At 67.3% G+C, this 14,913-nt stretch carries 13 protein-coding genes; 6 read left to right on the forward strand and 7 right to left on the reverse strand.

From position 1 onward, the window contains the following. Positions 1-23: 23 nt before the first annotated feature. Positions 24-1,160 (reverse strand): nitronate monooxygenase family protein, encoded by a 1,137-nt coding sequence (locus tag Q0316_RS16365; RefSeq protein ID WP_298674370.1) that lies wholly within the window; start codon positions 1,158-1,160, stop codon positions 24-26. Between the two features lie 174 nt (positions 1,161-1,334). Here Q0316_RS16365 and Q0316_RS16370 point away from each other — a divergent pair, with 174 nt between their 5' ends. Next, positions 1,335-1,976, forward strand: coding sequence for a murein L,D-transpeptidase catalytic domain family protein (locus Q0316_RS16370; RefSeq protein WP_298674371.1), 642 nt, complete (start codon positions 1,335-1,337; stop codon positions 1,974-1,976). Here the strand turns inward: Q0316_RS16370 and Q0316_RS16375 are convergent. Genes Q0316_RS16375 through Q0316_RS16385 form a run of 3 tightly spaced genes read right to left on the reverse strand, consistent with a single transcriptional unit; the run spans position 1,958 to position 5,828 of the window. Next, a complete protein-coding gene (locus tag Q0316_RS16375; RefSeq protein WP_298674372.1) occupies positions 1,958-3,013 on the reverse strand; it encodes a glycosyltransferase family 2 protein in 1,056 nt (351 codons plus the stop codon). The genes Q0316_RS16370 and Q0316_RS16375 overlap by 19 nt on opposite strands. Next, entirely contained in the window at positions 3,010-5,472 is a 2,463-nt protein-coding gene (locus tag Q0316_RS16380) for a DegT/DnrJ/EryC1/StrS family aminotransferase (protein WP_298674373.1), read from the reverse strand. Before Q0316_RS16380 ends, Q0316_RS16375 begins: the two co-directional genes overlap by 4 nt. Before the next feature lie 56 nt (positions 5,473-5,528). After that, a complete protein-coding gene (locus Q0316_RS16385) occupies positions 5,529-5,828 on the reverse strand; it encodes a chorismate mutase (protein WP_298674374.1) in 300 nt (99 codons plus the stop codon). Between the two features lie 196 nt (positions 5,829-6,024). Here Q0316_RS16385 and rpsD point away from each other — a divergent pair, with 196 nt between their 5' ends. Together rpsD and Q0316_RS16395 are read left to right on the forward strand one after the other, a co-directional pair. Continuing rightward, entirely contained in the window at positions 6,025-6,639 is a 615-nt protein-coding gene (gene rpsD, locus Q0316_RS16390; RefSeq protein WP_298674375.1) for a 30S ribosomal protein S4, read from the forward strand. 92 nt (positions 6,640-6,731) lie between these two features. After that, on the forward strand, positions 6,732-7,454 hold the full coding sequence (locus tag Q0316_RS16395; protein ID WP_298674376.1) for an NAD-dependent deacylase: 723 nt from the start codon (positions 6,732-6,734) through the stop codon (positions 7,452-7,454). Between the two features lie 236 nt (positions 7,455-7,690). Here Q0316_RS16395 and era read toward each other — a convergent pair whose 3' ends face one another. The 3 genes from era to lepB form a co-directional block, all read right to left on the reverse strand. Next, entirely contained in the window at positions 7,691-8,584 is an 894-nt protein-coding gene (gene era / locus Q0316_RS16400; RefSeq protein ID WP_298674377.1) for a GTPase Era, read from the reverse strand. 67 nt (positions 8,585-8,651) lie between these two features. Further along, a complete protein-coding gene (gene rnc / locus Q0316_RS16405) occupies positions 8,652-9,380 on the reverse strand; it encodes a ribonuclease III (protein WP_298674446.1) in 729 nt (242 codons plus the stop codon). Continuing rightward, the gene (gene lepB / locus Q0316_RS16410) at positions 9,335-10,192 is read right to left on the reverse strand and encodes a signal peptidase I (RefSeq protein ID WP_298674378.1); all 858 of its coding nucleotides are present in this window, start codon (positions 10,190-10,192) and stop codon (positions 9,335-9,337) included. Before lepB ends, rnc begins: the two co-directional genes overlap by 46 nt. A 111-nt stretch (positions 10,193-10,303) precedes the next feature. Here lepB and pgi point away from each other — a divergent pair, with 111 nt between their 5' ends. From pgi to lpdA, 3 genes are all read left to right on the forward strand, one after another. Further along, positions 10,304-11,797 carry a glucose-6-phosphate isomerase gene (pgi, locus tag Q0316_RS16415; protein ID WP_298674379.1) on the forward strand — a complete coding sequence of 498 codons (1,494 nt, stop codon included), beginning with the start codon at positions 10,304-10,306 and terminating at the stop codon, positions 11,795-11,797. A gap of 91 nt (positions 11,798-11,888) precedes the next feature. Beyond that, entirely contained in the window at positions 11,889-13,238 is a 1,350-nt protein-coding gene (gorA, locus tag Q0316_RS16420; RefSeq protein ID WP_298674380.1) for a glutathione-disulfide reductase, read from the forward strand. Positions 13,239-13,317: 79 nt separating this feature from the next. Then, positions 13,318-14,712 (forward strand): dihydrolipoyl dehydrogenase, encoded by a 1,395-nt coding sequence (gene lpdA / locus Q0316_RS16425; protein ID WP_298674381.1) that lies wholly within the window; start codon positions 13,318-13,320, stop codon positions 14,710-14,712. Positions 14,713-14,913: the final 201 nt, after the last annotated feature.

Raw genomic sequence — 14,913 nt, forward strand, 5'->3', positions numbered from 1 at the left:
CCGTGCCCGCCCGGATCGCGGCGCTATTCCGCCATCAGCCCGGTCATCCGTTCGAGCGCCTCGGCGAATTCCACCTTGAAATCCTGCACCACCTGCCCCGCGCCGCGCACCTGATCGACGAGGCCGACGCCCTGCCCGACGAAATAGGTCACCATCTCGCGCGCCGCCGCATCGCCCTGTTCCGCCATGCGGGTCGCGGCGCGGATCGCGGGCTCGCTGATGAGCGACTGGAACGGCATCGGCAGCGCGCCGGGCGAATCCGGCGCTTCCCACGCATCGGTCCACGCCGAGCGGAGCTGGCGCGAGGGCTTGCCCGTGCGGCTTTTCGAGCGGACCGTATCGCGCGAGGTGGCCGCGACCATCTTTTCGCGAAACACATCCGAACATTCGCTTTCGGGCGTCGCGAGCCATACCGATCCGGTCCATGCCCCGGCAGCGCCCATCGCCATCGCCGCCGCCATTTGCCCGCCGGTCATGATCCCGCCCGCCGCGAGGACGGGGACGTTCCCATGGCCGGCCTGCTCCAGCGCGCGAACCACCTCGGGGATCAGCACCATCGTCGACACCTCGCCGCAATGGCCGCCCGCCTCGCCACCCTGCGCGACGACGATATCGACCCCGGCGGCGACCTGCCGCAGCGCATGTTCCTTCGCGCCGACCAGCGCGGCGACGGGCACATTATGCGCCCGCCCCATCTCGATCATCGCCTTGGGCGGCACGCCGAGCGCGTTGGCGATCAGCCTGATCGGATGGCGGAAGGCGATTTCCAGCATCTCCAGCGCGACATTGGGATCGAACGGCGCGGGGGCATCGTTGTCCGCGCGTTCCTCCGGCAGCGAGACATGGTGCCGCCCGGCGAGATCGCGGACGAAGGCGCGGTGCCGCTCCGGCACCTGCTGCGCCAGCGAGGCGCGCGTGATGCCCTTCGCCCCGCCGGTGACGAGATTTTCCGGGATCAGCACGTCGAGGCCATAGGGCTTGCCATCGACATGCGCGTCGATCCACGCCAGCTCCGCCTCAAGGCTTTCCAGCGTATGCGCCGTCGCGCCCAGCACGCCGAACCCGCCAGCGCGGCTGACGGCGGCCACCACATCGCGGCAATGGCTGAAGGCGAGCAGCGGAAAATCAATCCCCAGCATGGCGCAGATCGGTGAGCGCATCGCGATTCCCCTCCATATATTTCACGCCAGTTTCGCGACGCCGAAATGAAAAGGAAAGAGCCGAAGGCGCGACGGATCAAGCAAATGACAGGCCGGATCGAGCCGGCGGGGTGATGAAATCGTAAAAAATCGCCATTATAACGATCGCAGCGGGTGTGGAGATTTTACCGACCGATGAGCGTGATTGACCGCGCGACGCCAACACGTCGCGGATTGCTGAAAGCGGGGGGGCTGATCCTCGCCGGCGCGATGCTGCCCAGGGCCGCGGGCGCCGCGTCGCTGCCCGCGGTGCCGCTCTCCCCGCCGCGCGCGATCAACCCCGAATTGATGCGCCGCGCGCTGGCCGCGCTGGAGCGCCACGGCAGCCGCTTGCAGCGCGATCGGATGGCGATCGTCGATTTCGCCGCGCCCTCGGCTGAGCCGCGCTTCCATTTCATCGACTTGGCGAGCGGCGCGAGCGTTTCCCGGCTCGTCGCACATGGCAGCGGGTCCGATCCGGCGCATACCGGCTTCCTGCACCGCTTTTCCAACCAGAACGGCTCCAACGCCTCGTCGGAAGGCGCCTTCCTCGCATCCGATTATTATGTCGGCAAGCATGGCCGCTCGCAGCGGCTGATCGGGCTTGATCCGACCAACGACAATGCGCTCGCCCGCGCGATCGTCGTCCATGGCGCATGGTATGCCAATCGCGACATGGTCAGCACGCGCGGGATGCTCGGGCGCAGCCAAGGGTGTTTCGCGGTGGGCGAGCGGGAACTGGCGGAAGTGTTCGAGCGGCTTGGGCCGGGGCGGATGATCTACGCCGCGAAGGTCTGACGCAGCTTTCGCGTGCCGCCGATGAGCCGCGCGACGATCAGTTCCTCGAACCCGGCATAGCCCAGCCCCATATGCGGCGGGCGCACCGCGAGCGCGTCGCCCAATGTCAGCGTACCGGCGCGCAGCCCGGCGCGCGCCACCGCCGCCCAGCGCCGCGCGGTTTCCCAGCGGATCAGCCGCACGTCATGCGCCACGCACGCGTGGCTGGCGAAAAAATCCTCCTGCAGCGTGACCATCACCTCGCCCAGCCGGCGCAGCGTCGCGCGATCCGGCGGCGGCGCGCGGCCCATCAGATTGCGCGCCACCAGCGCGGCGGCCTCCCCCGCCTCATCCCCCAGCACATCGGCATAAGCCTCCGCCAGCACGCGCGTCGCGCTCTCCGTCATGGTCGTCACATAGCGTTGCGAGGCGCCGCCCGAATGCTGGCGATAGATCAGCAGATCCGCATCGACCCGCGCCACGCGGCCAAGCCGGGCGATACGGTGATAGAGATCGAAATCCTCCGCATAGAGCAATTCGGGGCGGGTGAACGGCGCCAGCCCGCGCGCGACATCGCCGCGGACCATCACCGATGACCATACCAGCGGATTTTCGATCCGGAGCAGCCATTCGGTGAGGCGCGGCGTGGTGTTCGCCGGATGGCGCGGCGGGCGGATCACGCCATCGCTCAGCACCGCGGTATCGCTGCCGATCAGCGCCACATCGGGATTGGCATCGAGATAGGCGACCTGCCGGGCGAACCGCTCCGGGCGGCACAGATCGTCCTGATCCAGCCCGGCGATATAGCGCCCGCGCGCCTCCGCGAAGGCGCGGTTGCGCGCGCGGACCGGGCCGCCGTTCTCCTCCAGCGCGATGACGCGGACGCGTTGATCCGGCCAGCCGCGCAGCACCGCCAGCGTATCATCGGTCGAACGATCGTCGACCACGATCGCCTCGAAATCGCCCATCGTCTGAACGGCAAGGCTTTCCAGCGTCTCGCCGATCAGCGCGGCGCCGTTATACGCCGCCATGACGACGCTGACGGTCGGCGCGTTCACGCCGCGCGGCGCCCGCGGCTCGCCAGCAATTGCTCGACGATCATCATGCCAACGTCATTCTGCCACAGCCACAGGCCGTTGGCCTGGCCGGCGAAGCTGGCCTCGCCGCCCAGCCTGCCCCATGGCACGAATCCCGCCGCCAGCCCGATGCCGTACAGCCCCGGCACCGCGCAGCCGGCGGCATCGACGACGCGGCAGTGGCGATCGACCATCGCGCGCCCATCCTCCGCCGCGAGCGGCAGCGGCGTGCCATCGACCTGCTCGATCGGCAGCGCGCGCGGGCGATAGCCGAGCGCCGCGATCACCAGATCGGCGCCGGCGATCACTTCGCGCGCGCGCGCCTCGTCATCGCCGATACGGTGGAGCGCGACGCGCGGATCAGGCTCGCGCCCGTCGACGCGCAGCATCCGCAGCACCAGTTCGCGCGCCTCCAGCCGGAACCCGGCGAGGCGATAGACGAAGCCCGATACCGGGCAGATATCCCCCGCCCCGAAATCGTCGAACCCCTCCGCCGCCGCCGCTTCGACCGAATGATAAAAGGGGCGCAGCGGGCGCCGGTGCAACAGGGTGATGCCGCCCGCGCCAAGCGGCAGCGCGGGCTGGCGCTTCAGCAGCAGCGCGACGGTGGCGAGCGCGCTGGTCGATCCGCCGATCACCGCGATGCGCGGCGCGCGCGTGTTGCCGAGCAGATCGGCGACCTTCTCGAACCCGCCGATCGTCAGCACGTCATCGGACTGGACCAGCCGGTGGCGCGCCAGATCGGGCAATGACGCGCCCGCGACGCGCTGCGCGACCAGCCGGTCGAGCGGCTGATGCCCGCCGGTCGCGATCACCACGTTGCGCGCGACCTGCTCTCGCTCGGTCCCCGTCGCCACGCAGCGGAGCGTCGCGCGCCACAGGCCGTCGCCATCACGCCGGATCGCGAGCACCTCATGGCCGGTAAGCACCGTGCCGCCGTGTTCGGTGACGAGATGGTGCAGCCGGTCCCCCGTCGCGCGGAGCAGCGGACCGACCTCGGCGAGCGGCACTCCCAGCGCGTCGCGATAGCCGTCAACCGCCCGCGCCGCCGGATGATCGGCAAGTGCCGCGATCTCGGGATAATGATTGTCGGTGACGGCGGTGAGGAAGGTCTGCGCGGTCGAATCCGAGGTGATCGCGTAGCGCCCGAGCTGCCCGCCGCCGATCGCCAGATCGCGCTCGACCACCACCAGTCCCGGCGCGAGCGCCGCGAGCAGGCCCTGCTTGCTGGCGGCGGTGAGCAACGCGGTGCCCGCCGGGCCGCCGCCGACCACCAGCGTCTCCGCGATCCGCGACGGCTCCGTCGAGGCGACGATATGCGGCGCTGCACAGGCGCGATCGAGCGAGGCGATCACGCGCGCGACATCGGTGGCCGTCATCGTATCGCTGAGCGGCAGCGAGAGGATGCGCGCGGCAACGTCGTCCGCCACCGGGGTCGGCTCGATCATCGCCACCTGCCGCACCCATGGCTGCTGGCCGATATGCGGGCTGAAATAGGCGCCGCTGCCGATCCCGTCCGCATCCAGCGCGGCGGCGACACGCGCGCGATCGGTGCCCGGCGGCAACAGGAGCTGGAAGAAGCCGAGCGCCTGCCGCCCCACCGGCGCGGGCTGGATCGCATAACGCCCGCCGATCGCCGCGCGATAGGCGGCGGCCAATTGTTCGCGCGCGACGCAGGTTTCCTCGAACGTCTCCAGCTTGGCGTTCGCGATCGCGGCGAGCACCTCTGGCAGTTTGGCGTTGAGGCCGGGCACGCTGGCGCTGCGCGCGCCCGCGAAGCCGAAATTCGCCATCGCGCGCAGCCGCTCGATCGTGTCGCGATCCCCGCAATGGATCAGCGCGCCCTCCGCCACCGCGAAGGGCTTGGTCGCGTGCATCGAGAATATCACCGGGAAAGGCGCATCGCTGCCAAAGCCGTTGCCCGCCGCATCGGTGGTGCCGAGCGAGGCGGCGGCGTCGACCACCACCTTCACGTCATGGCGTTTCGACAGCCATGAATAGCGATCGAGGTCGATCGCGCGACCGAACGCGGCATAAGGCACCAGCGCCGCGATGCGATCGCCGTGCTGATGCAGCAGCCGCTCCTCCGCCGCTGCGCACGCCGTCCAGTCGACTGGATCAATATCGCATATCAACGGCGTCAGCCCCGCCCACCACGCCGCCTGCGCGGTGGCGGCGAAGGTCATCGCGGGCATCAGCGCATAACGGCCCCGCCCCTCCCCCACCGCATCCTTGAGCGCGAGGATCAGCGCGAGCGTGGCATTGGCAACCGTGAGGCACGCGCCATGCCCGCCGAACAATCGCGCGGTCGCGGCTTCCTCGAAGCGACGCGCCTCGGGGCCGAAATTGCTGTAGATGCCGGATGCTTCGATCCGTTCCACCGCGGCTTGATATTCCGCCATGCGCGGCGGGTTGGGCAAGATCAGGGGCAGGCGCTGCATCGTCGGGCGAATCCTTTCCGGGGATCGCTCATGCAGCCACGCATACTAAAGAGCCGTTAGCGCCGGTCGAACGCCTTCAGTTCATAGGCGATCGACGCCTCGACCAGCGCATCCCACAGCGCGGCGATCTCATCCCCCGGCAGCCCGGCGGCGATGGCGGTGGCGCGGGCGTTGGCGATCACCTGCGCCTTGCGCGGCTCATCGCGCACCGCGCCGCGCTCGGCCTTTATCCGTGCGGCGGCATCCATATAGTCGAAACGGCGGCGCAGCAGCGCGACAAGCTCTCGATCGACCTGATCGACGCCCGCGCGCACTTCGGCCATGGTGGCGCATTGCGATCCGGAAAGGATAGTCATGGCGCGCGCTGTGCCGGGCGAAGCCCCCGCTGTCCAGCGGCGCCGCCAAACTTGACTCCTCCGCCGCACGAGCGTAGTCGCGCGCCTTCGCAATTCGGCCCCGTATCCCCGGTGAAGCGGTGGCCCTGCGTTTCCTTTCTGTGAAACGGCAGAGCGATACCGGGAACAACGTCGTTCGCAGAATGAAGGAAAGATCATGTCGAAGCGCAACAGCGCCAAGTACAAACTCGACCGCCGGATGGGCGAAAACATCTGGGGTCGCCCCAAGAGCCCGGTCAACAAGCGCGAATACGGCCCCGGCCAGCACGGCCAGCGCCGCAAGGGCAAGATGTCCGATTACGGCATCCAGCTCCGCGCCAAGCAGAAGCTCAAGGGCTATTATGGCGATGTGACGGAAAAGCAGTTCCGCCAGTGCTATGACGAAGCCGCCCGGATGAAGGGCGATACCTCGCAGAACCTGATCGGCCTGCTCGAGCGCCGCCTCGACATGATCGTCTATCGCGCCAAGTTCGCGCCGACGATCTTCGCCGCGCGCCAGCTCGTCAGCCACGGCCACGTTTACGTGAACGGCGTGAAGTGCAACATCGCGTCGCGCCGCGTCTCGCTCAACGACGAGATCACGCTGGGCAAGAAGGCGCAGGAAATGGCGCTGGTGATGGAAGCACAGGCCCTCGCCGAGCGCGAAGTTCCCGATTACGTCGCGCAGGACGGCAACGCCAAGGTGACGTTCATCCGCGTGCCGGCGCTCGACGAAGTGCCCTATCCGGTGAAGATGGAGCCGAACCTGGTTGTCGAGTTCTACTCGCGCTGATCCGGCCCATCGGGCAAGCGAAAGGGCGGCTCCGGCGACGGGGTCGCCCTTTTCGTATCCGCATTCCATGCCAAAACGGATAGGAAGGGGCGATGGACAATATCGTCATCCTCACCGGCGCCGGCGTTTCGGCGGAGAGCGGCCTTGCCACCTTTCGCGGGCCGGGCGGGCTGTGGGAGGGGCACCGGGTCGAGGATGTCTGCACCCCCGAGGCGCTGGCGCGCGATGCGGCGCTGGTGCATCGTTTCTATGACGAGCGCCGCGCCGCGCTTGGCAGCGTTCGGCCCAATGCGGCGCACGATGCGCTGGCGCGGCTCGATCGCGAATGGCTGGGCGGGCTGCTGATCGTCACGCAGAATGTCGATGATCTGCACGAACGCGCGGGCACGCAGCGGATGCTCCACATGCACGGCGAGTTGAACTCGGCCCTGTGCGCCGCCTGCGACATGCGCATCGACTGGCCGGGAACGCTGCCGCCCGGCACCCGCTGCGCCGCCTGCGCCGCGCCGGCATTGCGGCCCGACATCGTGTTCTTCGGCGAGATGCCGTATCACATGGACAGGATCGAGCGCGCGCTGGCGGCGTGCGATCTGTTCGTCTCGATCGGCACCTCGGGCGCGGTCTATCCGGCGGCGGGCTTCGTCCAGACCGCGCGCCATCACGGCGCGGCGACGCTGGAACTCAATCTGGAGCCGTCAGCGGGGAGCGCGTGGTTCGGCGAGACCCGCCATGGCCCGGCATCCGCGCTGGTGACGGCATGGGTGGCGGAGATGCTCGCGCCTCAGGGTTCAAACTCAATCAGAACAGCGCCGTGATCGCGCGGAGAAGCCCGCTGGCAAGAAGCGCAGCGCAGTCGCGTAGCTTTCGCTACGCGCAAGCAAGCGACGCCGACCAGCGGGCTTCTCCGCGCGACCCCTTCGGGGCGGGCGGCTTGTGGCGCCATGCGGCGTCGCTGCGTCGGTCACGATGCTTGAGCATCGCTCCCTCCTTAGCTCCTTGCCTGACACCACAATCCGCTCCGTCACGGCGCTGTTCTGATTGAGTTTGAACCCTAGTCCACCCAGTCCAGCCCGATATCGCGATAGACGCCACGATCCTCGTCCCAGCCCGGCTTCACCTTGACGTGGAGATAGAGGTGGACGGGGCGATCGAGCAGCACGGCCAGTTCGGCACGCGCCTTCGCCCCGATCTCGCGGATGCGGGCGCCGCCCTTGCCCAGCACGATCGCACGCTGCGTCGCGCGCTCGACGAGGATCTGCTGGTGGATCTCCGCCGATCCGTCCTCCCGCTCGACGAACTTTTCGGTCTCGATCGTGCTGGCATAGGGCAGCTCGGCGTGAAGCTGGAGATAGAGTTGTTCGCGCGTCACCTCCGCCGCCATCGCGCGCTCGGTGGCATCGGAAACCTGATCCTCGGGATAATGCCACGGCCCCTTCGGCATCGCGCGGGCCAGCGCGCGCTTCAGCTCGGGCACGCCATCGCCGGTCGATGCGCTGATGAAGAACGTCTCCACGAACGGCACGAGCGCGTTGAGCTTTTCGGCATGGAGCAGCAGCCGCGGCTTATCCGCCAGATCAACCTTGTTGAGGATCAGGAAGCGCGGCTCCCTGCGCTCGGCTAGCCGCTCGGCGATCTCGATCACCTTGGGCGCGAGCCCGCCCTTGGCATCGACGACGAAGCCGAGCACGTCCGCCCCTTCCGTGCCGCCCCATGCGGCGGCGACCATCGCGCGATCGAGGCGGCGGCGGGGATCGAAGATGCCGGGCGTATCGACCAGCAGCAACTGCGTATCGCCCTCGATCGCGACGCCCATCAGCCGGGTGCGCGTCGTCTGCGCCTTGGGGCTGACGATCGCCACCTTCTGCCCGACCAGCGCGTTGACGAGCGTGGACTTGCCCGCATTGGGCGCGCCGACCACGGCGACCAGGCCACAGGATTGGGTCATTTCAACTTCCATATTTGTGTCAGATCGCCCTTCGACAAGCTCAGGGCGAACGGTGGCGTAGGCTGGATCATCGCGCCTTCACCTTTTCCAGCAGCGCCCGCGCGGCGGCGGTTTCGGCTTCCTGCTTGCTGCCGCCTTCCGCCAGCGCCTCCGCCAGCTTGGGGATCGTCGCCTTCACCGTGAAGCGCGGGGCATGGCCGGGGCCGGAACGATCGACCACCTCATAGACCGGGGGCTTGCGCTGATGCGCGGCGGCCCATTCCTGCAACGCGGATTTCGGGTGCTGCGGCGCGGCGGCGTCGGCGGTGATGCGCGCCGCCCACAAGCGGCGGATCGCGGCGCGCGCGGCATCGAACCCGGCATCACGATAGAGCGCGCCGAGCAGCGCCTCCATCACATCGCCCAGCACATTGTCGCTGTCATGCGCGCCATCGTCGCGCGCCTGCTTGCCAAGCCGCAGCCGCGCCGGCACGCCAAGCCCCCGCGCCACATCCGCGCAGACCGCGCCGGTGACCAGCGCGTTATAGCGTTTCGACAGCGCGCCTTCCGGCTCGCCCGGAAAACATTCGTAGAGCCATTCCGCGATCGCCAGCCCCAGCACGCGATCGCCCAGGAACTCCAGCCGCTCGTAATTGGCGTCTGATCGGCTGCCGTGGGTCAGCGCGCGTTCGTAATCGGCGAGATCGGGCGCGCGATGGCCGAGCGCCCCGGCGAGCCAATCGGCCAGATCGTCGCCCGTTGCCGCCGCGCTCAGAACCCGCCTCCGATCCGACTCCAGCGCGTCGCGGTGATCCAGGTCCATGGCAGGAACCAATTGGCCGAGCCATCGGTCGACCAGAAAATCACCACCGCCTTGCCCTCGATATTCTCCATCGGGACATAGCCGAAGCCGCCCGATGCCTGGCTGAAGCGGCTGTCCTCCGAATTGTCGCGATTGTCGCCCATCAGGAAAACGTGGCCGGCGGGCACGGTGAACAGCTCGGTATCGTCCGCGATCGTCTGCCCCATATCGAGCACTTCATAAGAGCGCCCGCCCGGCAGCGTTTCGCGGAAGCGCGGATAGCGGCAGATCTGCTTGCCGTTCTGCACATCCTGAAACTGCGGCTGGCACTTGTCCGCGCCGTAATTGGGGGTGAGCGGCACGATGAAATCGGGCAGATGATCCTTGGGCACGGGCTTGCCGTTCAGGATCAGCACGCCGCCGCGCATCTGCACCGTATCGCCGGGAAGGCCGATCACGCGCTTGATAACATCATGGTCATTGGCGGGCGGCCCACGGAATACCACCGTATCGCCGCGCGCCGGGGCGTTGCCGAACACCCGCCCCGGTATCGGCGGAAAACCGAACGGCAGCGACCAGCGCGAATAGCCGTAATTCCATTTCGAGACGAACAGATAATCGCCGATCAGCAGGCGCGGCAGCATCGATTCGGAAGGAATTGAGAAAGGCGCGAACAGGAAACTGCGAAACAGCCACACGATGATCGCCAGCTTCACGAGGAAGCGCATCGTATCGCCGGTTTCCGATTTCTTCTTCACCGGCGCGCCTGCCGGCGCCTTGCCGATCGGCTGCGGAATATCGTCGGGCGGGGTATCCTGATCGGCCATAAGGCGGGGCGTCGCTTATGCCCGCGCCCGCGTCAAGCCGCTGGCGCGTGGAACGCTCTGCCGGTAACGGCGGTTCGGCCTTATCACGGCACGAAAATCAGGATGATTGACATGGCGGACTGGTCCACGATCGAAGCATTGCCGAAGGCGAAACTGACGGAATTGTTCGCCGACGATGCCGACCGGCTGAAGCGGTTCAGCCTCGACGTGGCGGGCATCCACTTCGATCTGTCCAAGACGCATCTCACGCCCGCGATGGTGGCGGCATTCGAGGCGCTTGCGAAAACGAGCGACCTCGCCGGCAAGCGCGAGGCGATGTTCGGCGGCGCGCATGTCAACGCGACGGAAGACCGCCCGGTGGAGCACACCGCCGAGCGCGGCGAGGGCAATCCCGAAAGCGTGGCCCGCGCGCGCGCCTATCACGCGCGGATGCGGGCGCTGATCGACGCGATCGAGGCGGACGCCTTCGGCCCGGTGCGCCACATCCTTCATGTCGGGATCGGCGGATCGGCGCTCGGCCCGCATCTGCTGGTCGATTCGCTCGGGCGCGATTCGGATCGCTATGATGTCGCGATCGTCTCGAACATCGACGGCATGGCGCTGGAAGACGTGTTCGACCGCTTCGATCCGGCGACCACCCTGCTCGTCGTCGCCTCCAAGACCTTCACCACCACCGAAACGATGATGAACGCCGAAAGCGTGATCGCGTGGATGATCGAACACGGCGTGGAAGACCCTTATGGCCGCGTCATCGCGCTGACCGCCAGCCCCGACAAGGCGATCGAATGGGGCGTCGACGAAACCCGCGTGCTGCCGTTCAGCGAAGGCGTGGGCGGGCGTTATTCGCTATGGTCGTCGATCGGCTTTCCGGCGGCGATCAAGCTCGGCTGGGACCAGTTCGAGGAATTGCTGGAGGGGGCCGCGGAAATGGATCGCCACTTCCGCCTTTCCGCGCTGCACGAAAACGCCCCCGCCCTCGCCGCCTTCGCCGACCTTTATTACACGCAGGTGCGCCACGCCGAGACGCGCGCGCCCTTCGCCTATGACGAGCGGCTGCGGCTGCTGCCGAGCTACCTCCAGCAGCTTGAGATGGAATCGAACGGCAAGGGCGTGACGATGGACGGCCAGCCCGTTTCCTGCCCCACCGCCGCGATCACCTGGGGCGGGGTGGGCACCGATGCGCAGCACGCGGTGTTCCAGTTGCTGCATCAGGGCACGCATCTCGTGCCGGTCGAGTTCCTGTGCGTGATCGAACAGGCCGACACGCTGCCGGAGGAGCATCACCGCCAGTTGCTGCTCAACGCCTTCGCGCAGGGAGCCGCGCTGATGCAGGGCAAGGCTAATCCAGGCGATCCGGCGCGCGCCTATCCCGGCGACCGGCCATCATCCACGCTGCTGCTCGATCAGCTCGACGCGCGGACGCTGGGCGCGCTCATCGCTTTCTACGAACATCGCGTGTTCGTGAACGGCGTGCTGCTGGGCATCAATTCGTTCGACCAGTTCGGCGTGGAACTGGGCAAGGAGATGGCCAAGGCCGCGGCGAAGGGCGGCGGCGATTTCGATCCCTCCACCAACGATCTGATCCGGCGCGCGGGGCTTGGCTGACACCCGCCTTTCACAGTGATCGACATTTCCGCCCTTCCGCGCGAGGCTTCGCCCCCATATCTGCGGGCGGAACCCGCGCGGAGAGAAACGAATGGCCGATTTCGATTATGATCTGTTCACCATCGGCGCCGGATCGGGCGGCACCCGCGCCAGCCGGGTGGTGGCGGCGCATGGCGCGCGCGTGGCGGTGGCGGAGGAATATCGCGTCGGCGGCACCTGCGTCATCCGCGGCTGTGTGCCCAAGAAGCTGCTCGTCTATGGCGCGCATTTCGCCGAGGATCTGAAGGACGCTCGCCGCTTCGGCTGGAACGTGCCGGAGCATTGCGCGTTCGACTGGAAGACGTTGCAGGCGAATGTGCTCGCGGAGGTCGACCGGCTCAACCGCGCCTATACGACGACGCTCGAATCGAACGCGGTGGAGATCATCCACCAGCGCGCCACCATCACCGGCCCCAATGAGATCACGCTCGCGGACGGGACGGTGAAGACCGCGAAGACGATCCTGATCGCCACCGGAGCGCGGCCGCATATCCCCGATTTTCCGGGGAACGAGCATGGCATCACCTCGAACGAGGCGTTCCATCTGGAGGCGATCCCGAAGCGCGTGCTGATCGCGGGCGCCGGCTATATCGCCAACGAGTTCGCGGGCATCTTCCACCAGTTCGGCGCGCATGTGATCGTGATGAACCGATCGAAGGAAATCCTGCGCGGCTACGATCGCCAGATCCGCGACCGGCTGCTCCAGATCAGCCTCACCAAGGGGATGGAATTCCGCTTCGACGCGCATTTCGAGAAGATCGTGAAGGGCGATGACGGCTGCCTCACCGTCCATATGTCCGGCCATGAGCCGGTGACGGTGGATTGCGTGATGTATGCCACGGGCCGCCTGCCCAATACCGAAGGGCTCGGGCTGGAAAATGCCGGCGTCGAAGTTGACGCGCATGGCGCGGTGAAGGTGGACGCGGACAACCGCACCGCCTGCCCGTCGATCTACGCGATCGGCGATGTCATCAACCGCATCCAGCTTACCCCCGTCGCGATCCGCGAGGGGCAGGCGCTGGCGGAAAATCTGTTCGGCAAGGGCGGCGCATCGGTCGACTACGATAGCGTGCCCAACGCCTGTTTCAGCCACCCGCCGATCGCGGGCGTCGGGCTGACCGAGGCGGCGGCGCGGGCCAAATTCGGCTCGGTAAAGGTCTATTCCTCCGATTTCCGCCCGATGAAGAACGTGCTGGCGGGGCGCGAGGAACGCGCGCTCTACAAGATGGTGTGCGATGGCGACAGCGATCGCGTCGTCGGCATCCATATGATCGGGCCGGATGTCGCGGAAATCATCCAGTCGGCGGCGATCGCGGTGAAAGCCGGGCTTACCAAGGCGCAGTTCGACGCAACCGTCGCGCTCCACCCGACGATGGCGGAGGAACTGGTGTTGCTGAAATAGCGGGCACGCCGGGGGTTGCCTCACGGTGGGCAAGGTCTATGTCCCGCCTAAACTGCCCATATCCATAAAGCGAGCGACCATGGCTGACGAATTCGACTTTGACGTGCTGGTGATCGGCGCAGGCCCCGGCGGCTATGTCGCGGCGATCCGCGCGGCGCAGCTCGGCCTGAAAACGGCGTGCGCCGAATCGCGCGAAACGCTGGGCGGCACCTGCCTCAACGTCGGCTGCATCCCGTCGAAGGCGATGCTCCACGCATCGGAATATTTCGATGCCGCGGCCAATGGCTCGATGGCCAAGATGGGCATCAAGGTAACCCCCGAGCTGGATCTCGGCACGATGCACGGCCAGCGCACCGATGCGGTGAAGCAGCTTACCGGCGGCATCGAATTCCTGTTCAAGAAGAACAAGGTGACCTGGCTGAAGGGCCGCGCTTCGTTCGAGGATGCGCATACCGTCTCGGTCGGCGGGGCGAAGGTAACCGCGAAGAATATCGTCATCGCCACCGGATCGTCGGTCACCCCGCTGCCGGGCGTGGAGATCGACCAGAAGGTCGTGGTCGATTCGACCGGCGCGCTCGAACTGCCCAAGGTGCCCGAGCATATGGTGGTGATCGGCGGCGGCGTGATCGGGCTGGAGCTTGGCTCGGTGTGGCGACGGCTCGGCGCGAAGGTGACCTGCGTTGAATTCCTCGACCAGATCCTGCCCGGCTTCGACGGCGAAGTCCGCAAGGAAGCCAACAAGATCTTCCGCAAGCAGGGCATCGAGTTCAAGCTCGGCACCAAGGTTACGGGCGTGAAGGTCGATGGCGGCAAGGCGACGCTGACGGTGGAGCCGGCGGCGGGCGGCGATGCGGCGACGATCGAGGCGGATTGCGTGCTGGTGTCGATCGGCCGCAAGCCGAACACCGATGGCCTTGCGCTCGACAGGATCGGCCTCGCCACCAACCAGCGCGGCCAGATCGAGACCGATCACGATTTCCGCACCGCGGTTTCGGGCGTGTGGGCGATCGGCGATGTCATCCCCGGCCCGATGCTCGCGCACAAGGCGGAGGACGAGGGCATCGCGGTGGCGGAGAATATCGCGGGCCAGCACGGCATCGTGAACCATGATGTGATCCCGTCGGTCGTCTATACCTGGCCGGAAATCGCCGGCGTCGGGCTGACCGAGGAAGCGGCGAAGGAACGCGGCGAGGTGAAGGTCGGCAAATTCCCGATGCTCGCCAACAGCCGCGCCAAGACCAACCACGAGCCGGACGGCTTCGTGAAGGTGATCGCGGACGCCAAATCCGATCGCGTGCTCGGCGTGTGGTGCATCGCCAGCGTCGCCGGCACGATGATCGCGCAGGCCGCGCAGGCGATGGAATTCGGCGCGACCAGCGAGGACATCGCCTACACCTGCCACGCGCATCCGACGCACAGCGAGGCGATCAAGGAAGCCGCGATGGCCGTGCGCGGCAAGCCGATTCACATCTGACCGCGCCAAGCCGCAGCCCAAGGGCTGCGGCGCGGCCTCGGCGCGGTCAGATCGGCCGGCGGCGCCAAAAGCGCCGACCGACGGCGCGGCTTTGCCGCGCCGGGCACCAGGCCAGATTCAACTCCTCCCCATTTCCGTTCGGGCTGAGCCTGTCGAAGCCCTGCCCTTTTCTGCGGACGAAGAAAGACAGCCCTTCGACAA

This window comes from uncultured Sphingomonas sp. (assembly GCF_937871615.1).
Taxonomy (GTDB): Bacteria; Pseudomonadota; Alphaproteobacteria; order Sphingomonadales; family Sphingomonadaceae; genus Sphingomonas.